The following is a 14,647-nucleotide window of genomic DNA, read 5'->3' on the forward strand; positions in this document are numbered from 1 at the left end:
CGAATTTGAATATCCGTCCGGGAGGATGCGATGAACCAAACCAAGCCGGGGAGGCGAGTGGATCGCCGCCGCTTTCTCACATTGGCCGGCCTTGCAGGCGCCGGTGCGGCTGCCGGGGTGCGGCCCGCGGCCGCCGAGGCGACGCCCGACCCCGATATCGTCAACCTGCCGCCTTGGACCCAGGCTCTCGGGGCCGGGGTAAACAACCACCCCTACGGCACCCCCTCGCCCTTCGAGAAGGACGTCGTCCGTCGCGAGGTCACCTGGCTTACCGCCAGCAGCGAAAGCTCGGTGAGCTTCACACCGCTCTACGCGCTCGACGGCATCATCACGCCGAACGGCCTGTGCTTCGTCCGCCATCATGGGGGCGAGGCGGAGATCGATCCCGCCCGCCACCGCTTCATGATCCATGGAATGGTCGACAAGCCGCTGGTGTTCACCATGGAGGACATCAAGCGCATGCCGGGGCGCACCAACCGGGTCTATTTCCTCGAATGCGCCGCCAATAGCGGCATGGAATGGCGCGGCGCCCAGCTCAATGGCTGCCAGTACACCCACGGCATGATCCACAACGTGGTCTACACCGGCGTGCCGCTGCGGGCGTTCCTCGAAGCCGCCGGGGTGAAGCCGAAGGGCAAGTGGGTACTCGCCGAGGGCGCCGACGCCTCCGCCATGACACGTTCGATCCCGCTGGAAAAGGCGATGGATGACTGCCTCGTCGCCTGGGCGATGAACGGCGAGGCGCTGCGCCCCGAGCAGGGCTATCCGCTGCGCCTCGTCGTCCCCGGATGGGAAGGCAATATGTGGATCAAGTGGCTGCGCCGGATTGAGGTGGGCGACCAGCCCTGGGGCCAGCGCGAGGAGACGTCGAAATATACCGACCTGCTCGCCGATGGCCGTTCGCGCCGCTTCACCTTCATCATGGACGCCAAGTCGGTGGTCACCAGCCCGAGCCCGCAGGCGCCGCTCCATGCCAAGGGGCCGAACGTGGTCTCCGGCGTCGCCTGGTCGGGGCGCGGCACGATAACCCGCGTCGATGTCACTCTCGATGGCGGCAAGAACTGGACGACGGCTCGCATCGAGGGGCCAGCGTTGCCGCGCGCCATGACCCGCTTCTATCTCGACGTCGACTGGAACGGCGAGGAACTGCTGCTGCAGTCGCGCGCCATGGACGACACTGGCTATGTGCAGCCGACCAAAGCGGAGCTGCGCGCCGTGCGTGGCGTGAACTCGATCTACCACAATAACGGCATCCAGACCTGGCTGGTGCGCAGCAATGGAGAGGCGGAGAATGTCGAGGTCAGCTAGGTCCTGCGCTGTCGCGGGTGCGTTTCTCCTGGCCTTCACTGGCCTTGCCAGCGCGGATGCGGTGAAGCTCGGCCGGCCGGCGCTGCCGGAGGAGATCAAGGCGTGGGACATCGACGTGCGCCCGGACGGCCTCGGCCTGCCCGAGGGCAAGGGTTCCGTGTCGCAGGGCGAGGAACTGTTCCAGAACAATTGCGCCGCATGCCATGGCGAATTCGGCGAGGGCGTCGGTCGGTGGCCGGTGCTCGCCGGCGGGCAGGGCACGTTAAAATCCGAGCGGCCTGAGAAGACCATCGGCTCGTTCTGGCCCGATACCTCGACGGTGTTCGACTATGTGCATCGGGCCATGCCGTTTGGCGCCGCGCAGACGCTGCAGCCGGACGAGGTCTATGCCATCGTCGCCTATCTGCTCTATCTCAACGACGTCGTTGCCGAGGACTATGTCCTGTCGAAGGAGAATTTCCCGAAGGTCGCGCTACCCAACCAGGCGAATTTCTACGATGACGACCGCGAGATCACGGAAAAGGCATTCTGGAATGCGCAGCCCTGCATGAAGGACTGCAAGCCGAAGGTCGAGATCACCAGCCATGCGGCGGTGCTCGATGTCACGCCCGATGCCGGCAAGGAAGGCGACAAGCCCGCCGGCGCGGTCGAATAAGGCTGCGGCTGCACGCCTGCCGTTGCATCCGCCAATCAGGAAGGAAAGCGCCATGCCCATACTGGAGTTGAACCGCCGGAACGTGATGGCTGGCCTGGCCGTCGGCGGTGCCGCGCTCACCGTCGACAGGGCCGCCGCAGCACCCGTGCAGGTGACGCTGGACGAGATCAAGAAGGATGCCGAGGTCGCCTGCCTCTACCATTGCGACTATGGCGACCCCGACCGCTTCGCCCAGACGCTGAACAATATCGGCAACCATTATTCAGTCTATGGCGCGGACCCCTTCGCGCTGCAGATCGTGCTGGTGGTGCATGCTGGCGGCATCAAGTTCTTCCTCGACAGTCTCGACGGCACGATGTGGGCGGATGAAAAGCTGCCGCCGAAACTGTTTGCCCGTGCTGAGGCGATCTCCAAGACCGGGCTGAAGGTCTATCTCTGCGAGATCACCTTCAAGCGGAACCAGCTGGACCTGTCCCGAGCGAAGCAGGCGGACTTCATCTCCTTCGTGCCCTCGGGGGTGGCCACCTGCGCGACGCTTCAGGGAAAGGGCTTCGCCTATATGAAGGTCGGATGAGGCGCCCGGTGCCGATCTCACGGACGCGGCGCGCACTGGTATTGAGCGTTATAGGCGGGCTCGCCCTGCCGCATGTGGCACGTGCGGCGCCGGCACGCGTCGTGGTTGTCGGCGCCGGCGTGGCGGGCGCTTCCTTCGCCACTTATGCCGCCCGCCTTCTCAAGGGGGTGGGCGAAATCGTTCTGGTCGAACCTGCACCGGGTTATCTGGCGCTCTATCGCTCGAACCTTGTGCTCGGTGGAATAATAGAGACGCCGGCAATCTGGTCTGGCTATGACGCGCTCGCCCGCCGCACCGGCATAAAATGGGTCGCGGCGCGGGCCGCGCGGTTCGACCGCTCCCGCCGGGAGGTCGTTCTCACGGATGGTGCCCGGCTTGGCTATGACCTGGCCATCGTCGCCCCCGGCATCGGGCTCGATTATGGCAGCGTGCCGGGTTGGAGCCGGGAGGTCGCCGCCATCATGCCGCACGCCTGGAAGGGAACGGAACAGTTCCATCTGCTTAAGCGGCAGCTTGATGCGGTGCCGGACGGCGGGCGGATTGTGATCCTGCCTCCGCCCGATCCGTCCCGATGTCCGCCGGCACCATATGAGCGGGCCTCGATGATGGCTTTTGCGCTGAAGGCGTCGGGACGCGGCGGATGCCGGATATTCATCGTCGACGTCAAGGAGCGTTTTGCAAAAATGGCTTTGTTTCTAGATGCTTGGGAGAAATATTATCCCGGCATGATCGACTGGCTGCCGCCCTCCATCCATGAGGGCGTCAAGCAGGTCGACCCATTGACCATGAGCGTCGAGACAGGCTTCGAAACATTTCGCGACTGTGCACTGGTGAACGTGATCCCGGCGCAGACGGCGTCGCAGATCGCGGTTGCATCAGGGCTCGCGGACGCGACAGGCTTCTGCCCGGTGGGGGCATGGGACATGCGCTCCCTCATCGATTCAAGCATCTTCGTGCTCGGCGATGCCGCGCATGCGGGCGCGATGCCAAAATCCGCTTTTGCCGCCAACAGCCAGGCAATGGTGGCGGCCCGAACCATAGCGGCTGAATTGCTCGCTCAAGGTAGTGCTCCGCCCGACTATGAGAGTCGGTGCTGGAGCCTCCTGGCGAAAGGCGACAGCGTGAAATCGAGTTCGAATTTTATTGCGGATGATAATAAATTTAAAGAATATGGCGAATCCGTATCTGTTATACATGAAGAGAAATACTTGCGACAAGTAACCGCAGATGAAAGTTCAGTCTGGTTTGATAGACTTGAAAATGATTTATTCATGTAAGCCGTTTATAATAAGCGGCTGTATGGCGTTCGAGTGCCATATTATGTCATGGGGGCAGCATGGCGCTGCTTGTTCGCGATATTCTTTGCCGCGATGCCATGCGTATCGTCGAATTCGCCGCGGATGCGCCGATTGAATCCGCTGTTGCGTTGATGGGCTTCGTCGGCCTGCCAGCCCTTGTGCTCATTGATTGCCGTCGTCGCGCCGTCGCCCTGCTCACCGAACGCGACATTGTCGATTATTTCGCGAGGCCCGGCTTCAAGACGGCCTGCAGAGCAGCCCTTGTCGCCCGATCGGCACCGAATGACGAATTGCCGCAATGCTCCAGCTGCGATCGCTTATCGACAGTAATGCAGAGGATGAATGAGGAGAACCTCCGCGCGGTCCTGGTGGTCGAAGGCGGTGTGGGATTGGGACTGCTGACGCAGGACGCTGTTGCGGCTGCGATCGCCAAGGTCGAGACGGAATGAACCGTTGTAGCCAAGCTGAGGCGTCAGTCGGAAGCCGCCGTTAAAGTCCGCTGTCATTAGATCGATCTATGCGTCAGCGGATTACGCTATTCCGGTTGTTTAGCCGGAATCCGCCATGTGGGGACATGGCCGGTATGGGGCGCGGCGCAAGCCGCGTCCCTTTTTTGCGAGGTGCAAACGGACTCGGCTACTCCATCACCTCATAAGGTGATGGTGAGCTGTCGGTAGTTCAAATCGACGCGCCTGCGGCCCAAAGTACAGGCTTGCGATTTGGGTTTTCAAAGAGATGATGTCTCGCTCCTCTAAGCGTCGTTAGGGTCGACCTTCGCCCTGCCACGGCCCAAGCGCCGCGCTGTGCGCCAAGCACAACGCCAGGACCCGCGCCGAGCCAAGGCGATGATGGCGGGAACACGCTGCTCCCCGACGGCGTGCGTCGATCCTGGTGAGCGGCCAACTCGGCCATCGGGAAATCAGAGATGCGCGGCGAGCATATGCGCGCGGCGAAGACCGGGAGGAACGTGTTCGGCGGGGGGCCCCGTTCCAAGACACCCGCACGAGCTTGCCGCCATTCGCGCATTGACAGCCGCCGTGAACAAAGCCGCCTCGAAGAGTGCGCTGGCCTGCTATTTGCTGCTCAGCGGGGAAACGAGGGTGGATAGTGCTGCGCGTATTGGTGATCGATCAGAATCGCAAGCGGGCCGAGGGCGTTCAGGCGGCTTTGCAGGCCGAGCCGGATGTAGAGGTGCAGATTGCCGCCGTCGGCTCCAGCCATCTGCTGGGCTTGCTGCGGCAGGCGGCCCCCGATGTTCTTATCGTCGACCTCGATCTGCCCGACCGCGACACGATCGAGCAATTGCGTATCGCCAATCGCGAGGTCGCGCGGCCGATCGTGATGTTCGTCGACCAGAGCGACACGGAAGCCATGCGCACCGCTGTCAGCGCCGGGGTCAGCGCCTATGTGGTCGACGGTCTCCAGCCGCAGCGGGTGAGGGCGGTGCTGGATGTCGCGGTGGCGCGCTTTCAGGAATTCGAACGGCTGCGCCGCGAACTGGATATCGCGCGTACCAGTCTTGCCGAGCGCAAGCTGATCGACCGCGCCAAGGGCATCTTGATGCGGGCGCGCGGCATGAATGAGGAGGATGCCTATAATCTGCTGCGCTCCAAGGCGATGAAGGACCAGAAGAAAGTCGCGGAGATCGCCCAGTCCGTCATCACGGCGGCGGAGTTGCTGAAATGAGAATCCGCGCCGGCTTTATTCCGCTGGTCGATGCCGCCATCCTGGTGGCGGCGGCCGATCATGGATTCGCGGCGGCGGAGGGGATCGAACTCGAACTGGTGCGTGAAGTGTCCTGGTCCAATGTGCGGGACAAACTCACGCTCGGCCATTTCGAGGCGGCCCATATCCTCGCGCCTCTGGCGATCTCGATCAGCCTTGGCCTCGATCATGCGCGGGTGCCGCTCGCCAGCCTCATCGCGATGAACCAGAACGGCAATTCCTTCCTGCTCGGCAACGAGACCTTCCGGGCGCTGGAGGAGGAGGCGCAGGGCGGCGACCTCGCCGATCCCTTCATCTCCGGCGCGGCGTTGAAGCGCCTTGTCGCGGCGCGTGCCGCGCGCGGCGAGGAGCAGCTTGCCTTCGGCATGACCTTTCCCTTCTCCACGCATAATTACCTGCTGCGCTTCTGGATGGCCGCCGCCGGCATCGACCCGGACCGCGACGTGCGCCTGATAGTGCTGCCGCCGCCCTATATGGTCGACGCGCTCTCGAACGGGCATGTCCACGGCTTCTGCGTGGGTGCGCCCTGGCCGAGCGTGGCGGTCGAGACGGAGATTGGGCGCATCCTGCATTTCGGCTCGGAAATCGTCGCCACCTGCCCGGAAAAGGTGCTGGCCATGCGCGCCGGCTTCGTCGCGGAAAACGGCGAGGCGACGCTGGCGCTGACCCGCGCTCTGATCCGCGCCACCGCCTGGTGCGCGACGCCGGAGAACAGGGTGGCGCTTGCTCATATGCTGGCGGCGCCCGAACGGCTCAATCTGGGGGCGGATTTGATCCTGCGCTCGCTGGACGGGCGGCTGCGCATCGATGCCAGGGGCATGGTTCGCGAGGATCCGCGCTATCTGGTGCTCGAAAGTGCGGCGGCGCGGCCGGATGTCCGCCAAGCTCTTTGGCTCTATGCGCAGATGGTGCGCTGGGGGCAGGCCACGCTCGGTGAGGCGGGGCGCGCGGCCGTGGAAAGCTGCTATTCGCCTGAAATATATGACATGGCGCTTGCCGGAATGGCGGGTGGCGGGCGGCGGGACGACGGCATCGGCGCCTTTGCCGGCCCAAGCTTCGATCCGCTCAATCTGGCGGGTTATCTGGCAGAAACCTCGAAGTGACCACGCTTTGTGCAGGGTGCGCACAATAAACCGTCTTGCACAAAGTTGAGAGCACTTCGAAACTGATGCTCGGTTAGATGTCCTGACAAGAGCAGGTGTCACGACCCAGAGTTTCGTCGCCCCATGATGCGGGCGGCACGTTTCGCGCCCAACGAAGGGTGCATCCATAAGCAACGCCGCTGCGAGCCTGGTCATTTCGTCCGGGATGCGCGGCGGCGTTTTTGTTTGCACCAGAGGCCAGCGACATGACGACTTCACGGAAGATCGACGGCACCACTCTGCGCGGCGGGATCACCCGGCGCGGCATCTTGCGGGCAGCCTCCGCCACTGCGGTGCTCGCCGCGGCGAAAACCACCTTCCCGTTCGGGGCGTATGTGGCCGAGGCCGCGGGCCCGGAAACCACACGCGCCGTCCTCGGCTATATCGCGCTGACCGACGCCTCGCCGCTGATCATCGCCAAGGAAATGGGCCTCTTCGCCAAGCATGGCATGCCCGATGTCGAGGTGAACAAGCAGGCAAGCTGGGGCACCACGCGCGACAATCTCGTGCTCGGCTCGCAGGGCTCGGGCATTGACGGGGCGCATATCCTGACCCCGATGCCCTACCTCATCTCGGCGGGCAAGGTGACGCAGAACAACGTGCCGCTGCCGATGTACATCCTCGCCCGGCTCAATCTCGACGCGCAGGGCATCTCGGTCGCCAAGGACTATGCGGATCTCAAGGTCGGGGTGGACGCCGCGCCGTTGCGCGAGGCCTTCGCCCGGAAGAAGGCCGCCGGCCAGTCGGCCAAGGTTGCCATGACGTTTCCGGGCGGCACGCATGATTTGTGGCTGCGCTACTGGCTCGCCGCCGCCGGCATCGACCCGGACAAGGATGTCGAGACCATCGTGGTTCCGCCCCCGCAGATGGTGGCGAACATGAAGGTCGGCACCATGGACGCCTTCTGCGTCGGCGAGCCCTGGAACGAACAGCTCGTCAATCAGGGTATCGGCTACACCGCCTGCAACACCGCCGAACTGTGGAACCTGCACCCCGAGAAGAGTCTGGCGATGCGTGCCGACTGGGTGGACGCCAACCCGAAGGCGACGCAGGCGCTGATGATGGCCGTTATGGAAGCCCAGCAATGGTGCGACGACATGGCGAACAAGGAGCAGATGGCCGACATCATCGGCAAGCGTGCCTGGTTCAACGTGCCCAAGAAAGACATCATCGACCGCATCAAGGGCAATTACGACTACGGCAATGGCCGGATCGAGCCGAACAGCCCGCACTTCATGAAGTTCTGGCGCGACCACGCCTCCTATCCCTTCCAGAGCCACGATCTGTGGTTCCTCACGGAAGACATCCGCTGGGGCAAGCTGCCGCCGGAAGCCGACATCAAGGCGATGGTCGCGAAGGTGAACCGGCAGGATCTGTGGAAGGAGGCGGCCGTCCAGCTGGGCGTCAAGGACATCCCCGCCTCCACCTCGCGCGGTGTCGAGACCTTCTTCGACGGCAAGGTTTTCGATGCCGACAAGCCCGGCGACTACCTCGCCAGTCTCGATATCAAGCGCATCGCCGCGTGAGCGCGCGCCGCAGGAGAGCCGCCATGAGCGTTCCCGCCCGAGATAGCGTTCCCGCTCCCGAGACCAGGGTCGCTGCCTTTCCGAAGGCGAAGGTGCTGCCGATCGTGGCAGCCCGGCCCAAGCCCTGGCGCGCCCGGTTCGTCGCCGTCGGCCGCGCGGTTGCGGGCAAGGTGGTGCCGCCGCTGATCCCGCTCCTGTTCCTTCTGGTCGTGTGGGAACTGCTGTGCGCCGGGCCGGATGCCGCGCTGCCGCCGCCGTCCCGCGTCGTCGCCGATACGTGGGAGCTGATCACCGATCCGTTCTATGATCGGGGCGGGCTCGACAAGGGTCTGTTCTGGCACCTGTTCGCCAGTCTCCAGCGCGTGCTTCTGGGATATTCGCTCGCGGCCATTGGCGGCGTCGCGATCGGTACGCTGATCGGCCAGTCGCAATGGGCGATGCGCAGCCTCGATCCGCTGTTCCAGGTGCTGCGCACCGTGCCGCCGCTCGCCTGGCTGCCGCTGGCGCTGGCGGCCTTCAAGAGCGGCGAGCCCTCGGCGATCTTCGTCATCTTCATCACCGCGGTCTGGCCGATCGTCATCAATACCGCCGTCGGGATCCGCAATATTCCCGAGGACTATCGCAATGTCGCGCGGGTGCTTCAGCTCAATCCGCTCGAATACGCCGTCAAGATCATGATCCCGGCCGCCGCTCCCTACATCTTCACCGGTCTGCGCATCGGCATCGGCCTGTCCTGGCTCGCCATTGTCGCGGCGGAGATGCTGATCGGCGGCGTCGGCATCGGGTTCTTCATCTGGGATGCCTGGAACTCCTCGCTGATCAGCGACATCATCGTGGCGCTGATCTATGTCGGGATCATCGGCTTCTTCCTGGATCGTTCCGTCGCGCTGGTCGGGGTGCTCGTCACCCGCGGCACCGCCACCTCCTGAGGAAGAGGCGATCATGGCAAGCGCCTATCTCTCCATCGAACAGGTCGGCAAGTCGTATTCGCGCGGCGGGGCCACCACCCAGGTCCTGACCGACATCGACCTCAAGGTCGATCGCGGCGAGTTCATCTCCATCATCGGCCATTCCGGCTGCGGCAAGTCCACGCTGCTGAACATCGTGGCCGGCCTCACCCCGGTGAGCACGGGCGCGGTGCTGCTGGACAATTGCGAGGTGAATGCGCCGGGGCCGGACCGCGCCGTGGTGTTTCAGAACCACTCCCTGCTGCCCTGGCTTACCGTCTACGACAATGTCCGCCTCGCGGTGGACAAGGTGTTCCGCGGGCGCAAGACCTCCGCCGAACGCCACGACTGGACGATGCACAATCTCGATCTGGTGCAGATGGGCCATGCCCGCGCCAAGCGGCCCTCCGAGATTTCCGGCGGCATGAAGCAGCGCGTCGGCATCGCCCGGGCGCTCGCCATGGAACCGAAGGTGCTGCTGCTCGACGAGCCCTTCGGCGCGCTCGATGCCCTGACGCGGGCTCACCTTCAGGACTCGGTGATGCAGATCCATGCCGGCCTCGGCAACACGGTGATGATGATCACCCATGATGTCGACGAAGCCGTCCTGCTCTCCGACCGCATCGTGATGATGACGAACGGCCCCTCGGCCCGCATCGGCGAAATCCTCGACGTGCCGCTGGAGCGCCCGCGCCGGCGCCTCGATCTGGTGGCGGACCCCATTTATCTGCGCTGCCGGGCGGCGGTGCTGAAGTTCCTCTATGAACGTCATCGCTTCGTCGAGGCGGCGTGAGGGGGCGATGCACCATCTCAGCACCCCGCCGTCACGCGAGCGCCTCCTCGTCATCGGCAACGGCATGGCCGGCATTCGGCTGGTCGAGGAGGTGCTGGAACGCGCGCCCGACCGGTTCGACATCACCATTTTGGGCGCCGAGCCGCGCCCGGCCTATAACCGCATCCTGCTCTCCCCCGTTCTCGCGGGCGAGAGGGTGGCCGACGACATCCTCATCCATGAGCCCGGCTGGTATGCGCGGCATGGCGTGACGCTCCATACCGGCGTCACGGTGCAGGCTCTCCAGCCGGAGGCGCGCCGCGTCGTCGCCACCGACGGCCGCGCCTTCACCTATGACCGACTGGTGCTGGCAACCGGCTCGGACCCGGTCGTTCCGCCACTCCCCGGTGTCCGGCTGCCGGGGGTCGTCCGCTTCCGCGATGTCGAGGATGTCACTTCCATGCTGGCGCAGGCCGGCGCGGGGCGGCGGGCCGTGGTAATCGGCGGAGGTCTGCTGGGACTGGAGGCGGCTTATGGCCTCGTCCGGCGCGGCATGGCGGTGACGGTGCTGCACCTCATGCCTCATCTGATGGAGCGTCAGCTCGACGCGGAAGCCGCCGGTCTGCTACGCGGGGCTCTGGAGGCGCGCGGCATCGCCATCCTCACCGGCGCGGCAACGCAGGAAATCACCGGCACGGATCATGTCACCGGAGTGCGCCTTGTCGATGGCCAGACCCTCCCGGCCGACCTCGTCGTGCTGGCGATTGGCGTCCGCCCCCGTGTGGAGCTGCCGCGCGCCGCTGGGCTTGAGATCGCGCGCGGCATCGTGGTGGACGACGCGCTGTGCACCAGCCGGCCCGGAATCTACGCGCTGGGCGAATGCGCCGAGCACAGGGGCATCTGCCACGGCCTCGTCGCGCCGCTCTATGAGATGGCGCGGGCGCTCGCCACCCATCTTGCCGGAGAGGCCGGTCACTATGTTCCTTCGCCGACCGCCACGCGGCTGAAGGTGACGGGGATCGACCTGTTCTCGGCCGGAGACTTCGCCGGTGGTCCCGGCAGCGAGGACATCGTGCTGCGGGATCCCCGCATGGGCCACTACGCCCGCCTTGTGGTGCGGGACGACCGCCTGGTCGGTGCCGTGCTCTGCGGTGACACCACGGATGCCGGCTTCTTCTTCGATCTCATCCAGAGCGGACGGGACATCGATCCCATCCGCGACACCCTGATCTTTGGCCCGGCCCTGTGCGCGGCCGCCTGACGATTCGAGCTGAGGACGCCATGAGCGGGGATTTCACGGTCGAGCAGAAGAATTACCTGGAAGGTTTCGTCTCCGGCATCGCCGCGATGCGGGCCTCCCGTGGCCTCGGCCCCATCGTCGGCACGAAGGCGGCGGCGGCTGCGTCGGCCTCACATCCCGAGCCGATCGGCCCGGATGCCGCGAGCCACCGCGCCATGGCCCGGTTCGAGGCTGCGGGCAGGAAGCTGGTCGATGCCGAGATCGCCAAGCGCGAGGAAATGGGCCTCGATTCCTATGCCCGCATGAAGAAGGCGGCCCAGGAGGGCAGCTATCCCAAGGGGCCGGATGTGCTGCGCTGGCGCTATCACGGGCTGTTCTTCGTCGGCCCGACGCAGGACAGCTACATGGTGCGCCTGCGCATCCCCAACGGGGTGATGACCCATTGGCAGCTTGCCGGCGTGGCCGACATTGCCGAGGCCCATGGCGGCCCCTATGCGCATGTCACCACCCGCGCCAATCTTCAGATCCGCGAAGTGCCGGCCACTGATGGCATCGCGGTGCTGGAGAAGCTCGTCGGGCTCGGCCTTACCTGCAAGGGCTCGGGCGCGGACAATATCCGCAACGTCACGGGCACGCCGACCGCCGGCATCGATCCGCAGGAACTGATCGACACCCGCCCCTATGCGCTGGAATGGCACCACCACATCCTCAATGAGCGGGTCATGTACGGCCTGCCGCGCAAGTTCAACGTTGCCTTCGACGGCGCCGGGCTGATCGCCGCGCTGGAAGACACCAACGATATCGGCTTTCAGGCGGTGGAGGTGACGGACGGCCACGGCGTTGCGCCGGGCATCTGGTTCCGCCTCGCGCTGGGCGGCATCACCGGCCACAAGGACTTCGCCCGCGATACCGGGGTCATCGTCCGGCCGCAGGATGCCACCCGGGTCGCCGATGCCATTGTCCGTGTGTTCATCGACCATGGCGACCGGACCAACCGCAACAAGGCCCGGCTGAAATATGTGCTGGACGCCTTGGGCTTCGACGCTTTCCTCCGGGAAGTCGAGGGCAAGCTCGGCGCGCCGCTCACCCGGGCGCCGGCCGGGTCCATCGCCGAGCGTCCCGGCGCCGGCCGGCAGACGCATATCGGCGTGCACCGGCAGAAGCAGGCCGGGCGCAACTGGATCGGCGTGGTGCTCCCGGTCGGTCGCATGGACCTCGACCAGATGCGCGGCATCGCCCGCATCGCCCGCGATCTCGGGGATGGCGATATACGCCTCACGGTCTGGCAGAACCTGCTGATTTCCGGCATCCGGGACACCGATGTCGCTCTGGCCACCGCGGCGCTGGAGGCGCTCGGCATCGGCATATCGGCGAGCGCGGTGCGCGCGGGTCTGGTGGCCTGCACGGGAAGCGAAGGCTGCAAATTCGCGGCCGCCCCGACCAAGCGGAACGCCGAGGAAATCGCGGCCTGGTGCGATGGCCGCATCCGCGTCGACCAGCCGGTGAACATCCATCTGACGGGCTGCCACCATTCCTGCGCGCAGCATTACATCGGCGATATCGGCCTGCTCGGCGCCCGCGTCCCGGTCTCGGAGGAGGGCGACACGGTGGATGGCTATAATGTGCTGGTGGGCGGCGGCTTCGGCCCGGAGGCCGCCATCGGCCGCGAAGTCTTCGCGCAGGTGAAGGCGGAAGACACGCCCCGCCTGATCGAGCGCATGCTCGGCGTCTGGATGGAGCGGCGGGCCTCGCCCGATGAGAGCTTCGCCGCCTTTTCGCACCGCCATGAGGTCGCCGAGCTTGCGGCGATGTTCGGCCCGGAGGGTGCGCAATGAGCGTCCAGCCGCCTCCCTTTCTCACCCCGCTCCTGCCGGACAATGCGCCGTTTACGCCGGTGCAGCGGGCCTGGCTCAACGGCTTCTTTGCGGGCTTGCTGTCGCTGGACGGGCAAGGACCGTCCCCGCTTGCGCCGGGCGACGCGCAGGCGCTGATGCCGGGCCTGACCCTGCCGCAGGGGGCAGTGGGTGATGGCGATGATGGCGCCGCGCCCTGGCATGACCCGAGCCTTCCGCTGGGGGAGCGCATGGAGATGGCGGCCGGCCGGCCGTTGCGCCGCCGGATGATGGCGGCGATGGCCCAGCAGGATTGCGGCCAGTGCGGCTACACCTGCGAGGATTATTCCAACGCCCTCGCCGGCGGCGCCGAGGCGCGGCTGAATCTCTGCCAGCCCGGCGGCAAGGACACGCTGCGCATGCTCAAAAAGCTCGCCGCCGAACGCGACGGCGACGCGGGCACCCCCACAGGCGCCATCGCCCAGGCCGCGCCGGCGCCCTCGTCCGGGCCGTTGCCCGGCCGCTCGCGCGAGCACCCGGTGAGCGCGACCTTCCTGTCCCGCCGCCGGCTCAACAAGGGCGCATCGGCCAAGCAGACGTGGCATCTGGATTTTCAGCTGCCGGAGGGGCTCGACTATGCGGCGGGCGACAGTTTCGGCCTGCTGCCGGTGAACGCGCCTGAACTCGTGGATGCGGTGATGGCGCGGCTCGGCCTATCCCTCGACGCGAGGGTGGACGGTCGCTCTGTGCGCGGGCTGCTCCTTACCGAAAAGGCGCTCGGTGCCGCCCCCGATGCGCTGTTCACGCTGCTGGCCGAGACCACGGCGGACCCGGACGAGAAGGTGAAGCTCGCCCGCTTGGCCGAAGGGGACGATCCCGATGGCGACCTCGAGACGACCGATGTCCTGGCCGCGCTCGACAAGGCCTCCGCGGTGCCGGAGGCGGGCGCCTTCCTCGCCGCGCTCGATCCGCTCCAGCCCCGGCTCTATTCCATCTCCTCCAGCCCGAAAGCCTCGCCCGGTCAGTTGAGCCTGACGGTGGATACGGTGCGCTACGACATTGGCAGCCGCACCCGCCTCGGCGTCGCCTCGACCTTCCTTGCCGACCGCATCGAACCGGGCGCCACCCTTCCGGTCTATGTGCAGAAGGCCCATGGCTTCGCGCTGCCGGCCTCGGGCGAGGTGCCGATCATCATGGTCGGTCCGGGCACCGGCATCGCCCCCTTCCGCGCCTTTCTTCAGGAGCGCCTTGCCACCCGCGCGAGCGGCGGGGCGTGGCTGTTCTTCGGCCATCAGCGCCGCGAGAGCGATTTCTTCTACGAGGAGGAACTGGAGGGGCTTCAGGCCACCGGCACGCTGACGCGCCTCTCGCTCGCCTGGTCGCGCGATGGGGAGCGCAAGGTCTATGTGCAGGACCGGATGCGGGAGGAGGGGGCGAGCCTGTTCGACTGGCTGGAGCGGGGAGCGCATTTCTATATCTGCGGCGATGCCAAGCGCATGGCGGCCGATGTCGACAAGGCTCTGCATGCGGTGGTCGAGCAGCATGGCGGGCGCGATGCCGCCGCCGCCAAGGCCTATATCGCGGCGTTGAAAGCCGCCGGCCGCTATCAGGCCGACGTGTACTGACGG

Annotated in this window: 13 protein-coding genes; all 13 read left to right on the forward strand. The window is 65.8% G+C overall.

What is annotated here, in order from left to right; translation table 11 throughout:
- The first annotated feature begins 30 nt into the window (after positions 1–30).
- The 13 genes from soxC to KIP89_RS18160 all read left to right on the forward strand — a co-directional run bounded on the left by soxC (position 31) and on the right by KIP89_RS18160 (position 14,644).
- Positions 31–1,308: a sulfite dehydrogenase gene (gene soxC, locus KIP89_RS18100; RefSeq protein WP_213756997.1), complete on the forward strand. Its 1,278-nt coding sequence runs from the start codon at positions 31–33 to the stop codon at positions 1,306–1,308.
- The gene (locus KIP89_RS18105; protein WP_213756998.1) at positions 1,292–1,963 is read left to right on the forward strand and encodes a c-type cytochrome; all 672 of its coding nucleotides are present in this window, start codon (positions 1,292–1,294) and stop codon (positions 1,961–1,963) included. The genes soxC and KIP89_RS18105 overlap by 17 nt, the downstream gene beginning before the upstream one ends.
- Positions 1,964–2,015: 52 nt before the next feature.
- On the forward strand, positions 2,016–2,537 hold the full coding sequence (locus tag KIP89_RS18110; protein WP_213756999.1) for a DsrE family protein: 522 nt from the start codon (positions 2,016–2,018) through the stop codon (positions 2,535–2,537).
- A gap of 8 nt (positions 2,538–2,545) precedes the next feature.
- Positions 2,546–3,814 carry an FAD-dependent oxidoreductase gene (locus KIP89_RS18115; RefSeq protein WP_213757000.1) on the forward strand — a complete coding sequence of 423 codons (1,269 nt, stop codon included), beginning with the start codon at positions 2,546–2,548 and terminating at the stop codon, positions 3,812–3,814.
- A gap of 59 nt (positions 3,815–3,873) precedes the next feature.
- Positions 3,874–4,284, forward strand: a complete 411-nt coding sequence (locus KIP89_RS18120; RefSeq protein WP_213757001.1) for a DUF294 nucleotidyltransferase-like/CBS domain-containing protein — start codon at positions 3,874–3,876, stop codon at positions 4,282–4,284.
- Positions 4,285–4,942: 658 nt separating this feature from the next.
- The gene (locus KIP89_RS18125; RefSeq protein WP_369807196.1) at positions 4,943–5,521 is read left to right on the forward strand and encodes an ANTAR domain-containing response regulator; all 579 of its coding nucleotides are present in this window, start codon (positions 4,943–4,945) and stop codon (positions 5,519–5,521) included.
- On the forward strand, positions 5,518–6,663 hold the full coding sequence (locus KIP89_RS18130; protein ID WP_213757002.1) for a CmpA/NrtA family ABC transporter substrate-binding protein: 1,146 nt from the start codon (positions 5,518–5,520) through the stop codon (positions 6,661–6,663). Before KIP89_RS18125 ends, KIP89_RS18130 begins: the two co-directional genes overlap by 4 nt.
- 245 nt (positions 6,664–6,908) lie before the next feature.
- Positions 6,909–8,228 carry a CmpA/NrtA family ABC transporter substrate-binding protein gene (locus tag KIP89_RS18135; protein WP_213757003.1) on the forward strand — a complete coding sequence of 440 codons (1,320 nt, stop codon included), beginning with the start codon at positions 6,909–6,911 and terminating at the stop codon, positions 8,226–8,228.
- Between the two features lie 23 nt (positions 8,229–8,251).
- The gene (gene ntrB, locus KIP89_RS18140; protein ID WP_213757004.1) at positions 8,252–9,157 is read left to right on the forward strand and encodes a nitrate ABC transporter permease; all 906 of its coding nucleotides are present in this window, start codon (positions 8,252–8,254) and stop codon (positions 9,155–9,157) included.
- A 13-nt stretch (positions 9,158–9,170) separates the two neighbouring features.
- Positions 9,171–9,968 (forward strand): ABC transporter ATP-binding protein, encoded by a 798-nt coding sequence (locus KIP89_RS18145; protein ID WP_213757005.1) that lies wholly within the window; start codon positions 9,171–9,173, stop codon positions 9,966–9,968.
- A gap of 7 nt (positions 9,969–9,975) precedes the next feature.
- Positions 9,976–11,208: an NAD(P)/FAD-dependent oxidoreductase gene (locus tag KIP89_RS18150; RefSeq protein ID WP_213757006.1), complete on the forward strand. Its 1,233-nt coding sequence runs from the start codon at positions 9,976–9,978 to the stop codon at positions 11,206–11,208.
- A gap of 20 nt (positions 11,209–11,228) precedes the next feature.
- Positions 11,229–13,022, forward strand: a complete 1,794-nt coding sequence (locus tag KIP89_RS18155; protein ID WP_213757007.1) for a NirA family protein — start codon at positions 11,229–11,231, stop codon at positions 13,020–13,022.
- Positions 13,019–14,644 carry a sulfite reductase subunit alpha gene (locus KIP89_RS18160; RefSeq protein WP_213757008.1) on the forward strand — a complete coding sequence of 542 codons (1,626 nt, stop codon included), beginning with the start codon at positions 13,019–13,021 and terminating at the stop codon, positions 14,642–14,644. The genes KIP89_RS18155 and KIP89_RS18160 overlap by 4 nt, the downstream gene beginning before the upstream one ends.
- Positions 14,645–14,647 lie beyond the last annotated feature (3 nt).

It is taken from the genome of Ancylobacter radicis (assembly GCF_018449475.1).
GTDB lineage: Bacteria > Pseudomonadota > Alphaproteobacteria > Rhizobiales > Xanthobacteraceae > Ancylobacter > Ancylobacter radicis.